Source organism: Streptomyces sp. NPDC046931 (assembly GCF_040644655.1).
GTDB lineage: Bacteria > Actinomycetota > Actinomycetes > Streptomycetales > Streptomycetaceae > Streptomyces.
Map to the genome: position 1 here is coordinate 235815 of NZ_JBEYWX010000006.1, position 13913 is coordinate 249727.

Annotated in this window: 10 protein-coding genes; 2 read left to right on the forward strand and 8 right to left on the reverse strand. The window is 72.3% G+C overall.

All coding sequences use genetic code 11. The annotated features are described in order from the left end of the window. Positions 1-15: 15 nt before the first annotated feature. Genes ABZ876_RS14795 through ABZ876_RS14805 form a run of 3 tightly spaced genes read right to left on the reverse strand, consistent with a single transcriptional unit; the run spans position 16 to position 3564 of the window. The gene (locus ABZ876_RS14795) at positions 16-366 is read right to left on the reverse strand and encodes a UBP-type zinc finger domain-containing protein (protein WP_361779669.1); all 351 of its coding nucleotides are present in this window, start codon (positions 364-366) and stop codon (positions 16-18) included. Beyond that, positions 363-1862 (reverse strand): ATP-binding protein, encoded by a 1500-nt coding sequence (locus tag ABZ876_RS14800; RefSeq protein ID WP_361779672.1) that lies wholly within the window; start codon positions 1860-1862, stop codon positions 363-365. The genes ABZ876_RS14795 and ABZ876_RS14800 overlap by 4 nt, the downstream gene beginning before the upstream one ends. 22 nt (positions 1863-1884) lie before the next feature. Then, positions 1885-3564, reverse strand: a complete 1680-nt coding sequence (locus tag ABZ876_RS14805) for an FAD-dependent oxidoreductase (RefSeq protein WP_361779675.1) — start codon at positions 3562-3564, stop codon at positions 1885-1887. A 129-nt stretch (positions 3565-3693) separates the two neighbouring features. Between ABZ876_RS14805 and ABZ876_RS14810 the strand changes: the two genes are divergently transcribed. After that, positions 3694-4566, forward strand: a complete 873-nt coding sequence (locus ABZ876_RS14810; RefSeq protein WP_361779677.1) for a universal stress protein — start codon at positions 3694-3696, stop codon at positions 4564-4566. Between the two features lie 31 nt (positions 4567-4597). Here ABZ876_RS14810 and ABZ876_RS14815 read toward each other — a convergent pair whose 3' ends face one another. The 5 genes from ABZ876_RS14815 to ABZ876_RS14835 all read right to left on the reverse strand — a co-directional run bounded on the left by ABZ876_RS14815 (position 4598) and on the right by ABZ876_RS14835 (position 12628). Next, positions 4598-5353 carry a dienelactone hydrolase family protein gene (locus ABZ876_RS14815; protein WP_361779680.1) on the reverse strand — a complete coding sequence of 252 codons (756 nt, stop codon included), beginning with the start codon at positions 5351-5353 and terminating at the stop codon, positions 4598-4600. 184 nt (positions 5354-5537) lie between these two features. Continuing rightward, positions 5538-8066 (reverse strand): SpoIIE family protein phosphatase, encoded by a 2529-nt coding sequence (locus tag ABZ876_RS14820; protein ID WP_361779682.1) that lies wholly within the window; start codon positions 8064-8066, stop codon positions 5538-5540. A 350-nt stretch (positions 8067-8416) separates the two neighbouring features. Beyond that, entirely contained in the window at positions 8417-10291 is a 1875-nt protein-coding gene (locus ABZ876_RS14825) for an AMP-dependent synthetase/ligase (protein WP_361779685.1), read from the reverse strand. A 207-nt stretch (positions 10292-10498) separates the two neighbouring features. Next, complete coding sequence (locus ABZ876_RS14830; RefSeq protein WP_361779687.1) at positions 10499-11449, reverse strand: TauD/TfdA family dioxygenase; 951 nt, start codon at positions 11447-11449, stop codon at positions 10499-10501. A 159-nt stretch (positions 11450-11608) separates the two neighbouring features. Next, a complete protein-coding gene (locus ABZ876_RS14835; RefSeq protein WP_361779690.1) occupies positions 11609-12628 on the reverse strand; it encodes an LLM class flavin-dependent oxidoreductase in 1020 nt (339 codons plus the stop codon). A 274-nt stretch (positions 12629-12902) separates the two neighbouring features. On the opposite strand from ABZ876_RS14835, the gene ABZ876_RS14840 reads away from it, so the two are divergent. Continuing rightward, on the forward strand, positions 12903-13676 hold the full coding sequence (locus tag ABZ876_RS14840) for an NPP1 family protein (RefSeq protein WP_361779692.1): 774 nt from the start codon (positions 12903-12905) through the stop codon (positions 13674-13676). Positions 13677-13913 lie beyond the last annotated feature (237 nt).

Genomic DNA, 13913 nt, shown 5'->3' on the forward strand with positions numbered 1-13913 from the left:
TCAGACGGTCCGCGCCTAGCTGAGCGCGTCCGCCCAGTTCCGCGGAACCCGCCCCGCCGGCCCCGGCACCGGCTGGTCGACGGGGTGGGAGACCGGCGGAGCCAGGTCGGGTCCGGATTCGTACAACTCGGAGGTGGTGTAATCCCAGAACCACTCCTCACCCGGCTCGAAACTGCGGATCATCGGATGCCCGGTGGCACGGTGGTGGGCGGTCGCGTGCTTGGCGGGGGAGTCGTCGCAACAGCCGATGTGCCCGCACTGCGTGCAGCGCCGCAGATGGAACCACCACCCGCCCGCGTCGTCGCACTCCACGCAGCCCGAGCCGCTCGGCGGGACGCTGGGGTCGATTCCTCTCGCTGTGGTCATGATGCCTCCACTGGTGTCTCGGAACCGGGCTGTGCTCCGGAGTCCTGCGCCGGGGCGTCGGAGTCCCCGGCCGTGAGGGGCAGCCACACCTGGAACCGTGTGTCCCCCGGCTCGGTGTGGACCTCCAGACTGCCGTGATGCTTGTTGACGACGATGCGCCAGGAGATGTCCAGGCCGAGCCCGGTGCCCTGGCCCACCGGCTTGGTGGTGAAGAACGGGTCGAAGATGCGGCTCCGGATCTCCGGCGGCACACCGGGACCCGTGTCCCGGAACTCGACCAGCAACCGGTCCCGGTCGAGCGCCGTCCGCACGGTCAGCGTGCCCTCCCCGCCCCCGTCGTTCATCGCCGACACCGCGTTGTCGATGAGGTTCGTCCACACCTGGTTCAGCTCGCCGGGGTAGGCGGGCACGCTCGGCAGGGTGCGGTCGTAGTCCTTGACCACGGTGATCCGGTTGCCGATCTTGCCGGAGAGCATCAGCAGGGTGCTGTCGAGGAGTTCGTGCACATCGGCCACCTGGTACGGCGCCCGGTCGAGCTGCGAGTACTGCTGCGCCGCGTTCACGAGGGTGGAGACCCGGGTCGTGGAGTCCTCGATCTCGTTCATGAGCAGCTCGGTCTCGACCGTGTAGTTGAGCCAGCGGATCGCGCCTTCCAGGGTCCTCTCGTCCACGGCCACCGCGACCCGGTCCAGCCAGTCGGTGTCGAGGCCGGCCTGCACGAAGGTCGGCGCGAGCTGCCAGGCGCCCCGGATGCCGTGGTCGTCCAGCCAGTCGCCGACCGCGTCCTCGCGGTCGGACGCCTCCAGGGGACTGAGCTGGGCGGCCTTCGCCACCCGTTCCGCCGTCCGCTCCTGGATGTCCACCAGCGTCTGCAACGCGTCCGGCTCGTACCGCCCGGCCGCGATCGCCCCGAGCTTGTGCCGCATCCCGGCCACCCGCTCGCGCAGCGCGGCCGTGGCGCGTACGGCCGCGGCCGCCGGGTTGTTCAGCTCGTGCGTCAGACCCGCCGACAGGGAACCGAGAGCCAGCAGCCGCTCCCGCTGGTTGATGATCTGCTGGGTGTTCTTGCTGCCGAAGAACAGTCCCTCCAGCAGATGCACCGCCATAGGGAACCAGTCCCGCATGACCGCGGCGAACGTCTCGGCAGGCAGAACGAAGAACCGCGAAGGCTCGGTGACCCGCATCGACCCGTTGTACCGGGCCGCCCGGGCCCGGTCGCCGAGGTACGCCTGGAAGGCACCGGCGTACACACCGCGCTGCGAGGTCCGGCTGATCTCCACGTCGTCGGTGCCGACACGGCGCGAGAGCACCACTGTGCCGTTCAGCAGAACGAAGAAGCAGGTGGCGGGCTCGCCCTCGGTGTACACCGGCCCCGGCTCGAACAGCTCCACCCGGCCTTCCCGGCACAGCCGCGTCAACTGCTCGGAGTCCAGCTTCTCGAACAGGAAGAGCGTCCTCAGCTCCGCCTGGTCGCAGGTCATCGGCTTCCCGCTCACGACCGCTCCCCGCGCTGTGGCTTCATGACTGCTCCAGATACCGGTGGACGAGCATCACCGCCATCGCCCCTTCGCCCACCGCGGAGGCGACCCGCTTGGCGGACTCGGCGCGCGCGTCACCCGCCACGAACACGCCCGGGACGTTGGTCTCCAGGTGGTACGGGGGGCGGTCCAGTTCCCAGCCAGGCGGCGGCTGCCCGTCGCAGGTCATGTCGGGGCCGGTGAGGATGAATCCGTGTTCGTCGCGCAGCACGGTCCCCTCCAGCCAGTCCGTGAGCGGAGCCGCCCCTATGAACACGAACAGCCACTGGGCGTCGACGAGTTCGGTCTCTCCGGTCGCCATGTCGCGCAGCGTCAGCTGCTCCAGATGGTCGGAGCCGTGCGCCTCGTCCATCACCGTGCGGGTGCGCACGACGATGTTGGGTGCCTCGGCGATCTGCTGGACCAGATAGTGGGACATCGACGCCGACAGGGACGCGCCGCGCACCAGCAGGGTGACCGACTTGGCGTTCCGCGACAGGTACATCGCGGCCTGGCCCGCGGAGTTGGCGCCGCCGACGATGAACACGTCCATGCCGGAACAGGCCGGAGCCTCCGTCAGCGCGGAGCCGTAGAAGACCCCGCACCCCGTCAGTTTCAGCAGACCCGGGGCCGCGAGCTGCCGGTACGACACACCGGTCGCCAGGATCACGCTGTGCGCGGCGATCGCGGGCCCGTCCGAGAACCGCACGATCCGCGCGGCCCCGTTGACCTGCAGGGCGGACACCTCCCGCGCGGTGAGGATCTCCGCGCCGAACTTCTTGGCCTGCCGCCGCGCCCGGTCGGTCAGCTGTGCGCCCGACACGCCGTCGGGGAAGCCGAGATAGTTCTCGATACGGGAACTCTGCCCGGCCTGGCCGCCGGTCGCGGAGCGCTCCACCAGCAGCGTCCGCAGCCCCTCCGACGCCCCGTACACCGCGGCCCCGAGCCCGGCGGGCCCGCCGCCGATCACCACGAGGTCGTAGAACTCCGCGGTCGGCGTCGTCGCCAGCCCCACGTGTGCGGCGAGCTCCGGGTCCTCCGGTGCCACCAGCGGGGTGCCGTCCGGGGTGACGACGAGCGGCAGCCGCTCCCCGTCCTCTCCCGCCGCCGCCAGCAGTCTCCCGCCCTCCGGGGTGTCGACCGAGTACCAGCGGTAGGGCACCTGGTTGCGGGCCAGGAACTCCCGCACCCGCGAGGACCGCGCCGACCACCGGTGTCCCACCACCTTGGTGGTGGGCACCGGCCGGTAGGCCGAGGTCCGCCATGCCTCCAGCAGATCGTCCAGGACCGGGTAGAGCTTCTCCTCCGGTGGGTCCCACGGCTTGAGGAGGTAGTGGTCCAGGTCGATGATGTTGATCGCGTCGATGGCCGCACCGGTGTCCGCGTACGCGGTCAGCAGCACCCGCCGGGCACCCGGGTAGACGTCCAGGGCCTGTTCCAGGAACTCGATGCCGTTCATCTCCGGCATCCGGTAGTCGGCCATGATCACGGCCACCAGGTCGCCGCGCAGCTTCAGCTCCCGCAGCGCCTCCAGCGCACTCTCACCGGACTCGGCCCGCACGATGCGGTACGACTCGCCGTACCGGCGGCGCAGATCACGGGCCACGGCACGCGACACTCCGGGGTCGTCGTCCACGGTGAGGATGACGGTCCGTGCAGCTGCGCTGGGAGCCTGTGCCATAGAGTCTCCCACCCCGAAACCTCGGCCTCCCGCCCATCGTATGTTCGATCGGCGGGTTTCGCTCCGGAACCCGGGCGCATCGGAGCCGGTAGCGTGTGATCGCCGGAGCGCGCACGAGGAGGCAGCCGTATGACCCGCCCCGTCACCGTCGGAGTGGACGGATCACCTCAGAGCGTCGCCGCGGCGGCCTGGGCGGGCCGCGAGGCCGTACGCCGCGACCTGCCGCTGCGGATCGTGCACGCCTGGCAGTGGCACTCCTACGACCTCGCCCCCACCGCCGACCGGGAGGCGCAGGCCGAGTGGGCGCGGCAGATGGTCCTGGAGGCCCGGCGCACGATCGCCGAGCGGCACCCTCGGCTGACGGTGGGCGCCGAGGCCCGGGAGGGCGCCCCCGCGGACACCCTGGTCGCCGAGGCGGACGCGGCGGAGCTGCTGGTGCTGGGCTCGCGCGGCCACGGTGCCCTGATGGGCTTCCTGCTGGGCTCGGTGGGCCGGCAGGTGATCGCCGGGTCCGCCGGGCCGGTGGTGCTCGTGCGCGCGGACGACCGGGCGGCGCCCGAGGCGGCGGGCCGGGAGATCGTCGTCGGCCAGCACGGGGATCCGGAGGACGGCGCGGACGCGCTCGGGTTCGCCTTCGCGACCGCGGCGGCCCGGGGAGCAGCCGTGCGCGTCGTACGGGCCTGGAGCCTGCCGCCCGTGTTCGCCTACAGCCCCGGCTCGTTGAAGCTGCTCGACGAGGCCGGCGGTCTGGAACCGTACGAGCGGGAGGCGCTCCAGGAGGCGCTGCGGCCCTGGCGGGAACGGTTCCCGAGCGTGCCGGTGACCGAGCATGTGGAGATGGGCAGCGCGGGTGAGGTCCTGCTGTCCGCGGCCGCCGGCGCCCAGCTCGTGGTGGTGGGACGGCACGCCGGCCGGCCTATGGGACCGGGCGTCGGCTCGGTGGCCCACGCGTTGCTGCACCACGCGCCCTGCCCGGTGGCGGTCGTCCCGCCCGCCGCCTGACCCCTCGCCGGGTCGGTCGTCCCCCCGGCCGCTAAAGGGCGCGGTCCAGGAGGGCCAGCAGTTCCGTCCAGTGGCGTTCCGTCGCCTCGGCGTCGTAGTCGGAGGTGTCGGCCTGGGCGAAGCCGTGGTGGGCGCCCGGATAGACCTCGCACCGGTGGCGCACCCCGGCCTCCGTCAGCGCCTTCTCGAGCCGCTCGATCTGCTCCGGCGGCAGCGAGGGGTCCTGGTCCGCGTGGCCGAAGTAGGCCTCCGCGGTGACGCGTCCGGCCACCAGATGCGGGCTGTCGGGAGAGTCGGTGGCCAGCCGCCCGCCGTGGAAGCCGGCCACGGCGGCGACCCGCTCCGGATGGGTGCCGGCGGTGCGCAGCGCCAGCCGGGCACCCATGCAGTAGCCGGTGACACCGACCGGACCCTCCGCGGCCTGCGGGCAGTCGGCGAGCCAGCGCAGACAGGCCTCGGCATCGCGTTCGGCGGCCTCGGGCGTCAGCGCCTGCATGAACGGCATGATCTGCCGGAAGAGGTCCGGCCGCTCGGATGTGTCGATGAGCTCGGGCAGCTCCACCAGGGGCGCACGCCCGTGCCGGTAGAAGACATTGGGGACGAGCACGGTGTAGCCGTTCCGGGCCAGGCGGTCCGCCATCGCCTTCAGCTGGGGGCGCAGTCCGAAGGCGTCCATGTAGAGCAGGACCGCGGGGTGGGGGTTCTGGTCGTCCGGATGGGCCAGGTAGGCGTCGGCCGTGCCGTCCTGGGTGGGGATGTCCACGGACGTTCCACGTGTGGCGGTCATGGGGCTCCTCCTGCCACTCGACGGCCGGCCGAGGGCGGACCGGCCGGGCCTTCGGACGACATCATCGCAATGCCCGTCGGCCGGCTCCGCCGGGGATCACCTTGTGGCGGACCTTCCCTGCCGGAATGTGCGGCCGCAGCAGGAGCACGGCGGCGTGTGCCTCACGCGCCGGGCAGCGGTCGCGCTAGAGGGCATCGGGGCCGTAGGCGTTGTCGATCCCCTCCGTGCCGTGGAGGCGTGTCGCGAGCAGGACCGCGATGTCGTCCGGGCGGTCCGGCGTGCGCCGGGCCGGTTCGATGAGCCGGTCCGCGATGCCCGCCAGGGAAAGGCAGCCAGGGCGGCCCGTGCCGTACTTCACGCGGGAGAGCGCGGCGCGCAGCGCTTCGACCCCGTCGTCGATGTCGGCACCCGGCTGCTCCACCAGGCCGTCGGTGTACAGGGCGAGCACGGCACCGGGTTCCAGCCGCAGATGGGTCACCGGGTAGCGGGCCTGGGGGTCCACCCCGAGCACCAGTCCGCCGGGCAGGTCGAGGACGTCGGTACGGCCGTCGGGGTGGCGCAACAGGGGCTGCGGATGCCCGGCACGCGCGGCCCGGGCGTGCCCCGTGACCGGGTCCAGCCGGACGTAGCAGCAGCTGGCGAACTGGCCCGGGTCGAGGTCGATCAGCAACCGGTTGGTGCCGCTCATCACCTGGTGCGGGGCGTGGTCGCCGAACGCGAAGGCCCGGACGGCGCTGCGCAGTTGTCCCATGGTGGCCGCGGCCTGCACCCCGTGCCCCTGGACGTCACCGATGACCAGGGCCAGCCCGTCGCCCGCCTCGATGACGTCGTACCAGTCGCCGCCCACGTCCATGCCCTGCGTTCCGGGCAGATAGCAGCCCGCCGTCTCCACCTGGGGGTGGGTGGACAGCCGGTGCGGCAGCAGGGCCTCCTGGAGGCCGCGCGCGAGGGCGGCCTCGGAATCGTAGCGCTGTGCCCGCTCCAGGGCCTGGGCGATCAGCCCGGCCAGGGCGGTGAGCACCGTGCGCTCCTCGGCGCTGAAGGCGCGGGGCCGCTCGAAGCCGAGGATGCAGGAGCCGACCGGCCGCCCGGAGGCGATCAACGGCAGGAAGGCCCGGGAGCCCTCGGTGGTGTCGAGCGGGATGCCGGGATAGGCCGTGGCCAACTGCTGCATCGACTCGAAGAACAGGGGGCGGCCCGTGGTGAGCGTCTCCACCCCCGGCAGTCTGGCGTCCAGCCCCACGCCATCGAACTGCGACAGGAACCTGGGCGGGAAGCCCGTCTCCCAGGCGAGGTACAGATGCCGTTCCTGAAGCAGGTAGATGGCCAGCCGACGCCCGCCGAACGCGGGCAGCAGCTCCCGCATCACCACTTCGGACACCTGGCGCGCGGTCACGGCCTCGGACAGGGCGATCGCGAGGATGATGGGGCGGTAGACGGGTGCCGGCGCTTCCCAGGTGCTCAGCGCATCCGCCGTCCGGACGGACGCCTCGGCCAGCGAGGGCGCCTCCGCGGTGTGACCGAGCGGCACCACCCGACACGTCAGGACGTCCGCGCCCGGATACACCGAAAGGGTGAGCCAGTCGCCGTTGTCCTCCTCGTCCGTGCCCTCCGTGGGGCGGCGGACCTGGAAGTGCACGGGCTCCGGGGCCAGCAGCGCCGCCCGCAGGTGGTCCTCGTAGACGGGCCGGTCCAGCCACGGCAGGGCATGCCAGAGGTGCCGGCCGACCAGCTCCTGCGGCGGGCGGCCGAGCAGGTCGGCGGCCCGCGGGTTGGCATAGGTGATCAGGCCCATCCGGTCGAAGGCGAACACACCGTCGGGCAGCAGGTCCGTGGCTCCCTGAGCCGCCGGACCCGGTCCCGGATCGACCACGAGCCCGCCGACCCGATGCGGCTCCGGTCCCGAGCCCTCGGCCCAGAACTCCAGCAGCCGTTGTCCGCCGTCCTTGGCCCGCGCCCGCAGCGGGCGAGCCGGCGGGCAGCCCGCCGCGGTCCCGCGCAGCGCCGTCAGCACCAGATACGAGTCGTCCGGGGACACCGCCTCGGCGAGCGCCTCGGGCGACCCGGCGAGGCCCTCCACTGCGCCCCCCGTCAGCTCCTGGAAGGTGTCGTCCCCGGTCACCGTCGCCTTGGCCGGGTCCCAGACGAAGTGCCCGATGCGGCCCCGCAGCCGGGCGACGCCCGGGGGGCGCACGCACAGCGGGGGACCGTCCCAGAGCACCGGATCCCCGGCCTTCTCGAGGGCAGCGAGGGCCTCGGCGAGGCGCTCCGCGGTCCCCGTCATCCGGTCCATATCGGGCAGGCCCTCGATGGCTTCCTGCTCCGTGGGGCGCAGCACCATCAGGACGCCGTACGTCGTCTTGCCGCGCACCACGGGCACGTACACCGAACCGAAGCGGAACGGCAGCCCCGCCGACAGCTGGGGGTACCGCCGCATCGTCTCGGTGGCGTCGTTGAGGACCACCGGGACACCGAGCCGGAAGGCGTCCGCGACGGGGAACGGCCGGTCCATGTGCAGCCGTGACCAGGGCCGGAACAGGGGCGCGGGCAGCCCGGCGAGCACGGCCAGGCGTAGTACCCCTGGCGTGCTCGAGCGCAGGTACACGCCGCCCACCAGGCCGCCGGCGGCGTGGATCGCGTCCGCCACGGCGCCGGTGAGCACTGCGGCGGCCGTCCCGGGTGCGCTGTCCGCGCCCTCGGCGCTCCCTTGCATCGGTCTGCCCTCGTCCCGGGCCGTCGGGTCGGTAACACAGCAAGAATGCGCCGCATCGCCCCGCATGCGCATCCCGACGGCCGCCCTGTTCGGGGGCGCGACACCGTACCGCCGTGTCCGGCCCGGTTCCGGCCACGATGCCGGGGCCCGTACGCGGCTACGGGTGCCGAGAACCCCGGGCCGTTACGCGGAGGCCTCGGCCGGCTCGGCCCGGGGAACACGCGGCGACGTCCGGGCCCGTTCCGGCCGGAGACCCGGCCGACGAATCCGGTCCCGGTCCCGGTCCCGGTCGCGCCCCGGACGCGGCCGCCGGGGACACGCGCCGTGGACTCGGGGAACGTGACGCCCGCTCACCTCATCCGGCGGAACACATCGTCGGAGTCGTCCCAGGTCGGCAGCTCCTCCGTCCTCCGTTCCCGGGGAAGGCGCGACGAGGACTGGTACATGGCGTCGATCTCCACCGCGTACCGGCGGGTGACCTCGTCCCTGCGCAGCTTCATCGACGGGGTCAGCAGTCCGTTCGCGACGTCGAAGGGCTCGGGCAGGACGCGGAAGACCCGGATCGACTCCGACCGGGACACCGTGGTGTTGGCCGCGGCCACCGCCCGCGCGATCTCCTGCCGCAGCGCGTTCTCCTCCCGTGCCTCCCGGCCCGGCGCCTCGCCCTGCGCGGACAGGCCACCGCGCCAGTGCGCCACGAACTCGGGGTCCAGGGTGATCAGGGCGCCCACACAGGGCCGGTTGTCGCCCACGACCACCGCCTGGTGAACGAGCGGATGCGCCCGCAGCCGCTCCTCCAGGGCCGCCGGAGCCACGCTCTTGCCGCCGCTGGTGACGATGATCTCCTTCTTGCGGCCCGTGATGGACAGATACCCCTCGGAGTCCAGGTGCCCGAGATCGCCCGTGGCCAGCCAGCCGTCGCGCAGCGTCGTACGGGTGCCGAGATCGTCGTTGACATAGCCCTGGAACACCGACGGCCCGCGCACCAGGATCTCCCCGTCGTCGGCCACCCGTACCTCGACGCCCGGCAGCGGGCGCCCCACGGTGCCGGACTTCTCCCGCCCGAGGGGTTGTGCGGTGATGCCTCCGCCCGTCTCGGTGAGCCCGTACCCGTCGTGGACGAGGATCCCGATGCCTGCGTAGAACAGGGCGAGTTCACGGCTCAGCGGTGATCCGCCGGAGACGGCTCCGCACACCCGGCCGCCCAGTGCGGCACGCAGCTTCCGGTACACCGCCTTGTCGTACAGCGCGTGCTGGAGCCTCAGATCGAGGCCGGGGCCGTGCCCGGCCCCCATCCGCTGCCGCTCGAGAGCCAGGGCGTAGTCCTGCGCCGTGCGCACGGCCCGCTCGAACAGCGCGCCGCGGCCCGCCTGCTGGGCCGTGCGCAGGAAATTCTTGTACAGCTTCTCGAAGACGAACGGGACCGCGTACAGATACGTGGGGCGGAAGGTCCGGAACGCCGACGCCAGGGCGTCCGCGCTGAGCTCGGGCTCATGGCCCATGAGCAGTCCGCCGCGCAGACACAGCCCCTGGATCATCAGCCCGTACACATGGGAGAACGGCAGGAAGGCGAGGATGGCGGGCTGCTCGCCGGGCGGTGCGGCGGTGTGTCCCCAGCCGCCCAGCAGCGTGTCGCAGGGGCTCGCCAGATTGCGGTGGCTGAGGGCGCAGCCGCGGGGACGGCCGGTTGTGCCGGAGGTGTAGGCGACGACCGCGGTGGAGTCCGGCAGCACGATCCGGCGGAGCGAGTCGATGGTCGTGGCCGGCACCGGACGGCCCCGCCGCACCAGGTCCTCCAGCGCCCCGGCGTCCAGCTGCCAGACGTGCCGCAGCCGGGGCAGGGAGGCGCAGACCGACCCGACGGTCATGATGCCCGGCTCGTCCTCGACGACCACCGCGACACAGCCCGCGTCCCGGAGGATCCACTCGACCTGTTCGTGCGAGGACGTCGGGTAGATCGGCACGACCTCGGCCCCGAGCGCCCACAGCGCACAGCTGAACAGGGTCCACTCGTATCGGGTGCGCGCCATGACGGCCACGCGGTTGCCGGGGCGGATGCCCGAGGCGACGAGTCCCTTGGCCAGAGCGACCACTTCGCCATGGAGTTCGCTCGCCGTCACCTCGGTCCAGGTCGTGCCCGCAGAGCTGTCACGGCGGGCGATCACCGGCAGGCCGGGGTCCCGGTTCGCCCGGTCGAAGACACTGTCGACCAGCCCTCCCGACATGACCGGTCCTGACGCCGTCGCCGGGGCGGCCGCCCGGGCGTTCCCGAAGTCGCGCATGCGCCGTTTCCGAGCCCTTCCTGCGACGCCGCCGACGGGTGCGGGGTCGGCGGGGCTCGAATCTAGCCCAGGTTGCCGCGCGACGTTAGGGGAACCGACAACGAACCGAGCACGAACCGCGCGGCGCGCCCCCGCCGGGGCAGCGCCGGTTCACCAGCGGCCGGGCTCCGTGCCGGTGACCGGCTCCGAGGGCCGGCCGTCCGGGCCCACCGGGACATCACCCGTGAGCATCACCCGGTGCATGATCCTGGGGTGCTCGGGGGCGACGAGATCGCCGGGGGCGAGATGGATGGTGGCCCGGTTGTCCCAGAAGGCGACACTGCCGGACTCCCAGCGGAACCGGACCGTGTACTCGGGGCGGGTGGCCTGTTCCAGCAGCATCTGGAGCACATGCCCGCTCTCGGCGCGCGAGAGCCCGCGGATCTGCTCGACGTAGTAGCCGTTGACGAACAGCAGCCGCTCGCCGGTCTCGGGGTGCACGCGGACGAGGGGGTGCTCGGTGGCCACCTGGTGGTCCAGCAGATGACGCAGATACGCGTCGTCCCCGGGCCGCGCCTGGTAGCCGACGCCCAGCCGGTGCTCGGCGCGCAGACCGTCGACGAAGTGCCGGAGGGGCTCGGAAAGGCCCGCGTACGCGGCCGCCAGATTCGACCACTGGGTGTCCCCGCCGTACGGCGGTACGGTCTCGGCCCGCAGGATCGTCGCCGCGGGCGGATCGACGCGGGCACCGTGGTCGCAGTGCCAGCCCCGCAGCAGGGAGTGGCGTCGGCGCCGCAGCCACTCGTCGTGGTCCATGCCGTAGCGGCCGCCCAGCTCCAGCCGGTCCGCCGTCGTCTCGACCTCGGGGAAGTCCGCGGGTGAGGCGCTGCCGCGCTTGCCCAGGACGACGGGGTCGCCGAACCGCCGTGCGAGCGCGATGTGCGCGGCGTGGTCCAGATCCTGGTCCCGGAAGAACACGACCTTCCAGCGCAGCAGGGCGGACCGGATCGCGGTCACCACCGCGTCGTCCAGGTCGCCGGCCAGATCGACCCCGGTGATCTCGGCGCCGATGTGCCCGGCGACGGGCCTCACCGAGACCCCGGTACCGCTGTCCGTCGTCATACGGCCTCCGTCGGCGTGGGAGCGGACCTCACGGGCCAAGCATCACCCGTCCGGCGCCCGCGCGGAAGATCACAGGGCTCCCCGCGGCCCCGCGGAGGACCACACCGACCCACGGCCCCGCGGAGGTCCACCAGCCCGCGGCGGCGCAGGGACGTGCGCTCAGCCGGTCGGCTGCCGGCCGAGGGCCGGCCCCAGCCGGGTCGCGATGTCGGTCAGGATCTGCACATAGTCCTCGTGCTCGAAGGTGAACGGCAGCGCGAACGCCACCTCGTCCACCTCCCGGAACGCGGCATGCGCGTACAGCTGTTCGGCGATTCGCTCGGACGGCCCGACGAGGTCCGGCGCGAACAGCAGCCGTGCCGGACCCTGCGGCGCCGTCGTGCGCGGCAGCCGCCGGGCCGCGTACGCCTCGTACTTGGCGCGTTGCCCGGGCGAGGCGCTGTCGGTGGGGACGACGACGAGCCCCTGCGAGACGCGGGCGCTGTCGCCGTCGGGGTGCTGGGCACGGAACGCGCGGATGTGCGAGAGCTGCACCTCCGCGAAGTCCTCCGACTCCTCAGCCTTGACGACGCTGCTGGTCAGCAGGTTCATCCCGTGCTCGCCCGCCCACCGGGCGGAGCGCAGGCTCCCGCCGCCGTACCACATGCGCCTGCCGAGACCGGGGGAGTAGGGCTGCACCCGGTCGGAGAACACCTCGAAGCCCTCCACACCGCTGAAGTCGGTGACGGGCTTGCCGCGGACGAAGTCCAGCAGTCGCCGCACGCGCTCGTAACCGAAGTCCTCGAGGTCGGCGGTGTGCGGGTGGAGCGCCTGCTTCACATGGGCGTAGTGCATCGGCGGCCCCACGCTGATCCCCGGGTTGAGCCGGCCCCCGGAGAGCACGTCGACGGTCGCCAGATCCTCGGCGAGCCGCAGCGGATTCTCCCACCCCAGCGGGATGACCGCCGTGCCCAGTTCGATCCGGCTGGTGCGCTGGGAGGCGGCCGCGAGCACCGCGACGGGTGAGGAGATCCCGTACTGCAGATGACGGTGGCGCACCCAGGCACTGTCGAAGCCGAGCCGCTCGCCCAACTCGATGATCTCCAGCGTCGACTCGTGCCCGCGGCGGGGATCGGCCTCGTCGAACAGGCCGATGGTCAGGAAGCCCAGCTTCCCCAGTGGTGTCGAGGTCGGCGGCACAGGGGCTCCTCCGAGGTCCTGGGTGTTCCCGGTGCAGGCGGGAACACGTTCGATTCTCGCAGGTGATCGTTGCGCGGGCGTGACGGAAGTGTGTTCCCGCCGCGCGGTGGCCCCGCGACCGCCTCGTCCGTCCTCCCCTCGTCGACCGGTCCCGCCGGGTGCGGTCGAACACTGTCCGCCGCCCGGCGAGGACTCCGCGGTGTTGTACCCGATGTTGTTCTGGGCATGTCAGTCCTGGCCTCAACCCCACTGCCGCAGTCCAGAGGAGGACGCAGTGAAAACCAAGAAGGGCTCCAGATTCCGCAGTGTGCCGTTCGTCGTCGGCAGCGCCGTCGCGCTGGTCGTCGCCTTCCCCGGCATCGCGCTCGCCGCCCCGCCCAGGGCCCTGCCCGCCAACGCGGACGATCTGGAGCGGACCTTCCAGCCGGCCTACGACTACGACACGGACGGCTGCTACCCGACGCCCGCCATCGGCCCCGACGGCACCCTGAACGGCGGTCTGAAGCCCACCGGGGCGCTCAACGGCAGCTGTCACGACGCCTCGGACCTCGACAACACCAACGGCTACAGCCGTTACAAGTGCAACCACGGCTGGTGCGCCATCATGTACGCCCTCTACTTCGAGAAGGACCAGGCGGTGCCCGGCATCAGCCTCGGGGGCCACCGCCACGACTGGGAGCACGTGGTGGTGTGGGTCCGGAACAACCAGGCGCAATACGTCTCCACATCGGCCCACGGCGACTTCGACGTCTACGGCCGGGACCGGATCCGCTGGGACGGGACGCATCCCAAGATCGTGTACCACAAGGACGGCATCGGCACCCACTGTTTCCGCCCCGCGAACAGCAACGACGAGCCGCCGGAGAACCACCGCCACACCTGGCAGTTCCCCTCGCTCGTGGGCTGGAACGGCTATCCCGCGGGGGTGCGTGACAAGCTGGGCCGGGCCGACTTCGGCAGCGCCCACTTCGGCTTGAGGGACGACAGCTTCGCCACCCATCTGGCGAAGGCCGTGCCGTCCGGGATCGCGTTCGACCCGGACGCCTGACGGATCCGGCCGGCGTCCGTGAGCGGCGGGCGCCGGGCGGCGTTTGCCGGAACCAACTGGTGGTCTGTACCAAGGTCTTGACACTTCCTTAGTTCACTTCTTAAATCACGCTCCGAAGTAACTGCTTTCTCACCCCCCACGTGAAGAAAGGGAGACCCGTGCTCCCATCCACCCGCCCCCCAGCGGGCCGCCGCCGACGCGCCCGCGCTCGTACGGCCGCCGTCGTGGCGCTGCTCA

What these genes read in the sequence shown, in the direction of transcription:
- ABZ876_RS14830 (WP_361779687.1), bottom strand. Translation starts at nt 11,449, where the DNA reads ATGACGACGGACAGCGGTACCGGGGTCTCGGTGAGGCCCGTCGCCGGG.
- ABZ876_RS14825 (WP_361779685.1), bottom strand. Translation starts at nt 10,291, where the DNA reads ATGTCGGGAGGGCTGGTCGACAGTGTCTTCGACCGGGCGAACCGGGAC.
- ABZ876_RS14805 (WP_361779675.1), bottom strand. Translation starts at nt 3,564, where the DNA reads ATGGCACAGGCTCCCAGCGCAGCTGCACGGACCGTCATCCTCACCGTG.
- ABZ876_RS14820 (WP_361779682.1), bottom strand. Translation starts at nt 8,066, where the DNA reads ATGCAAGGGAGCGCCGAGGGCGCGGACAGCGCACCCGGGACGGCCGCC.
- ABZ876_RS14810 (WP_361779677.1), top strand. Translation starts at nt 3,694, where the DNA reads ATGACCCGCCCCGTCACCGTCGGAGTGGACGGATCACCTCAGAGCGTC.
- ABZ876_RS14815 (WP_361779680.1), bottom strand. Translation starts at nt 5,353, where the DNA reads ATGACCGCCACACGTGGAACGTCCGTGGACATCCCCACCCAGGACGGC.
- ABZ876_RS14795 (WP_361779669.1), bottom strand. Translation starts at nt 366, where the DNA reads ATGACCACAGCGAGAGGAATCGACCCCAGCGTCCCGCCGAGCGGCTCG.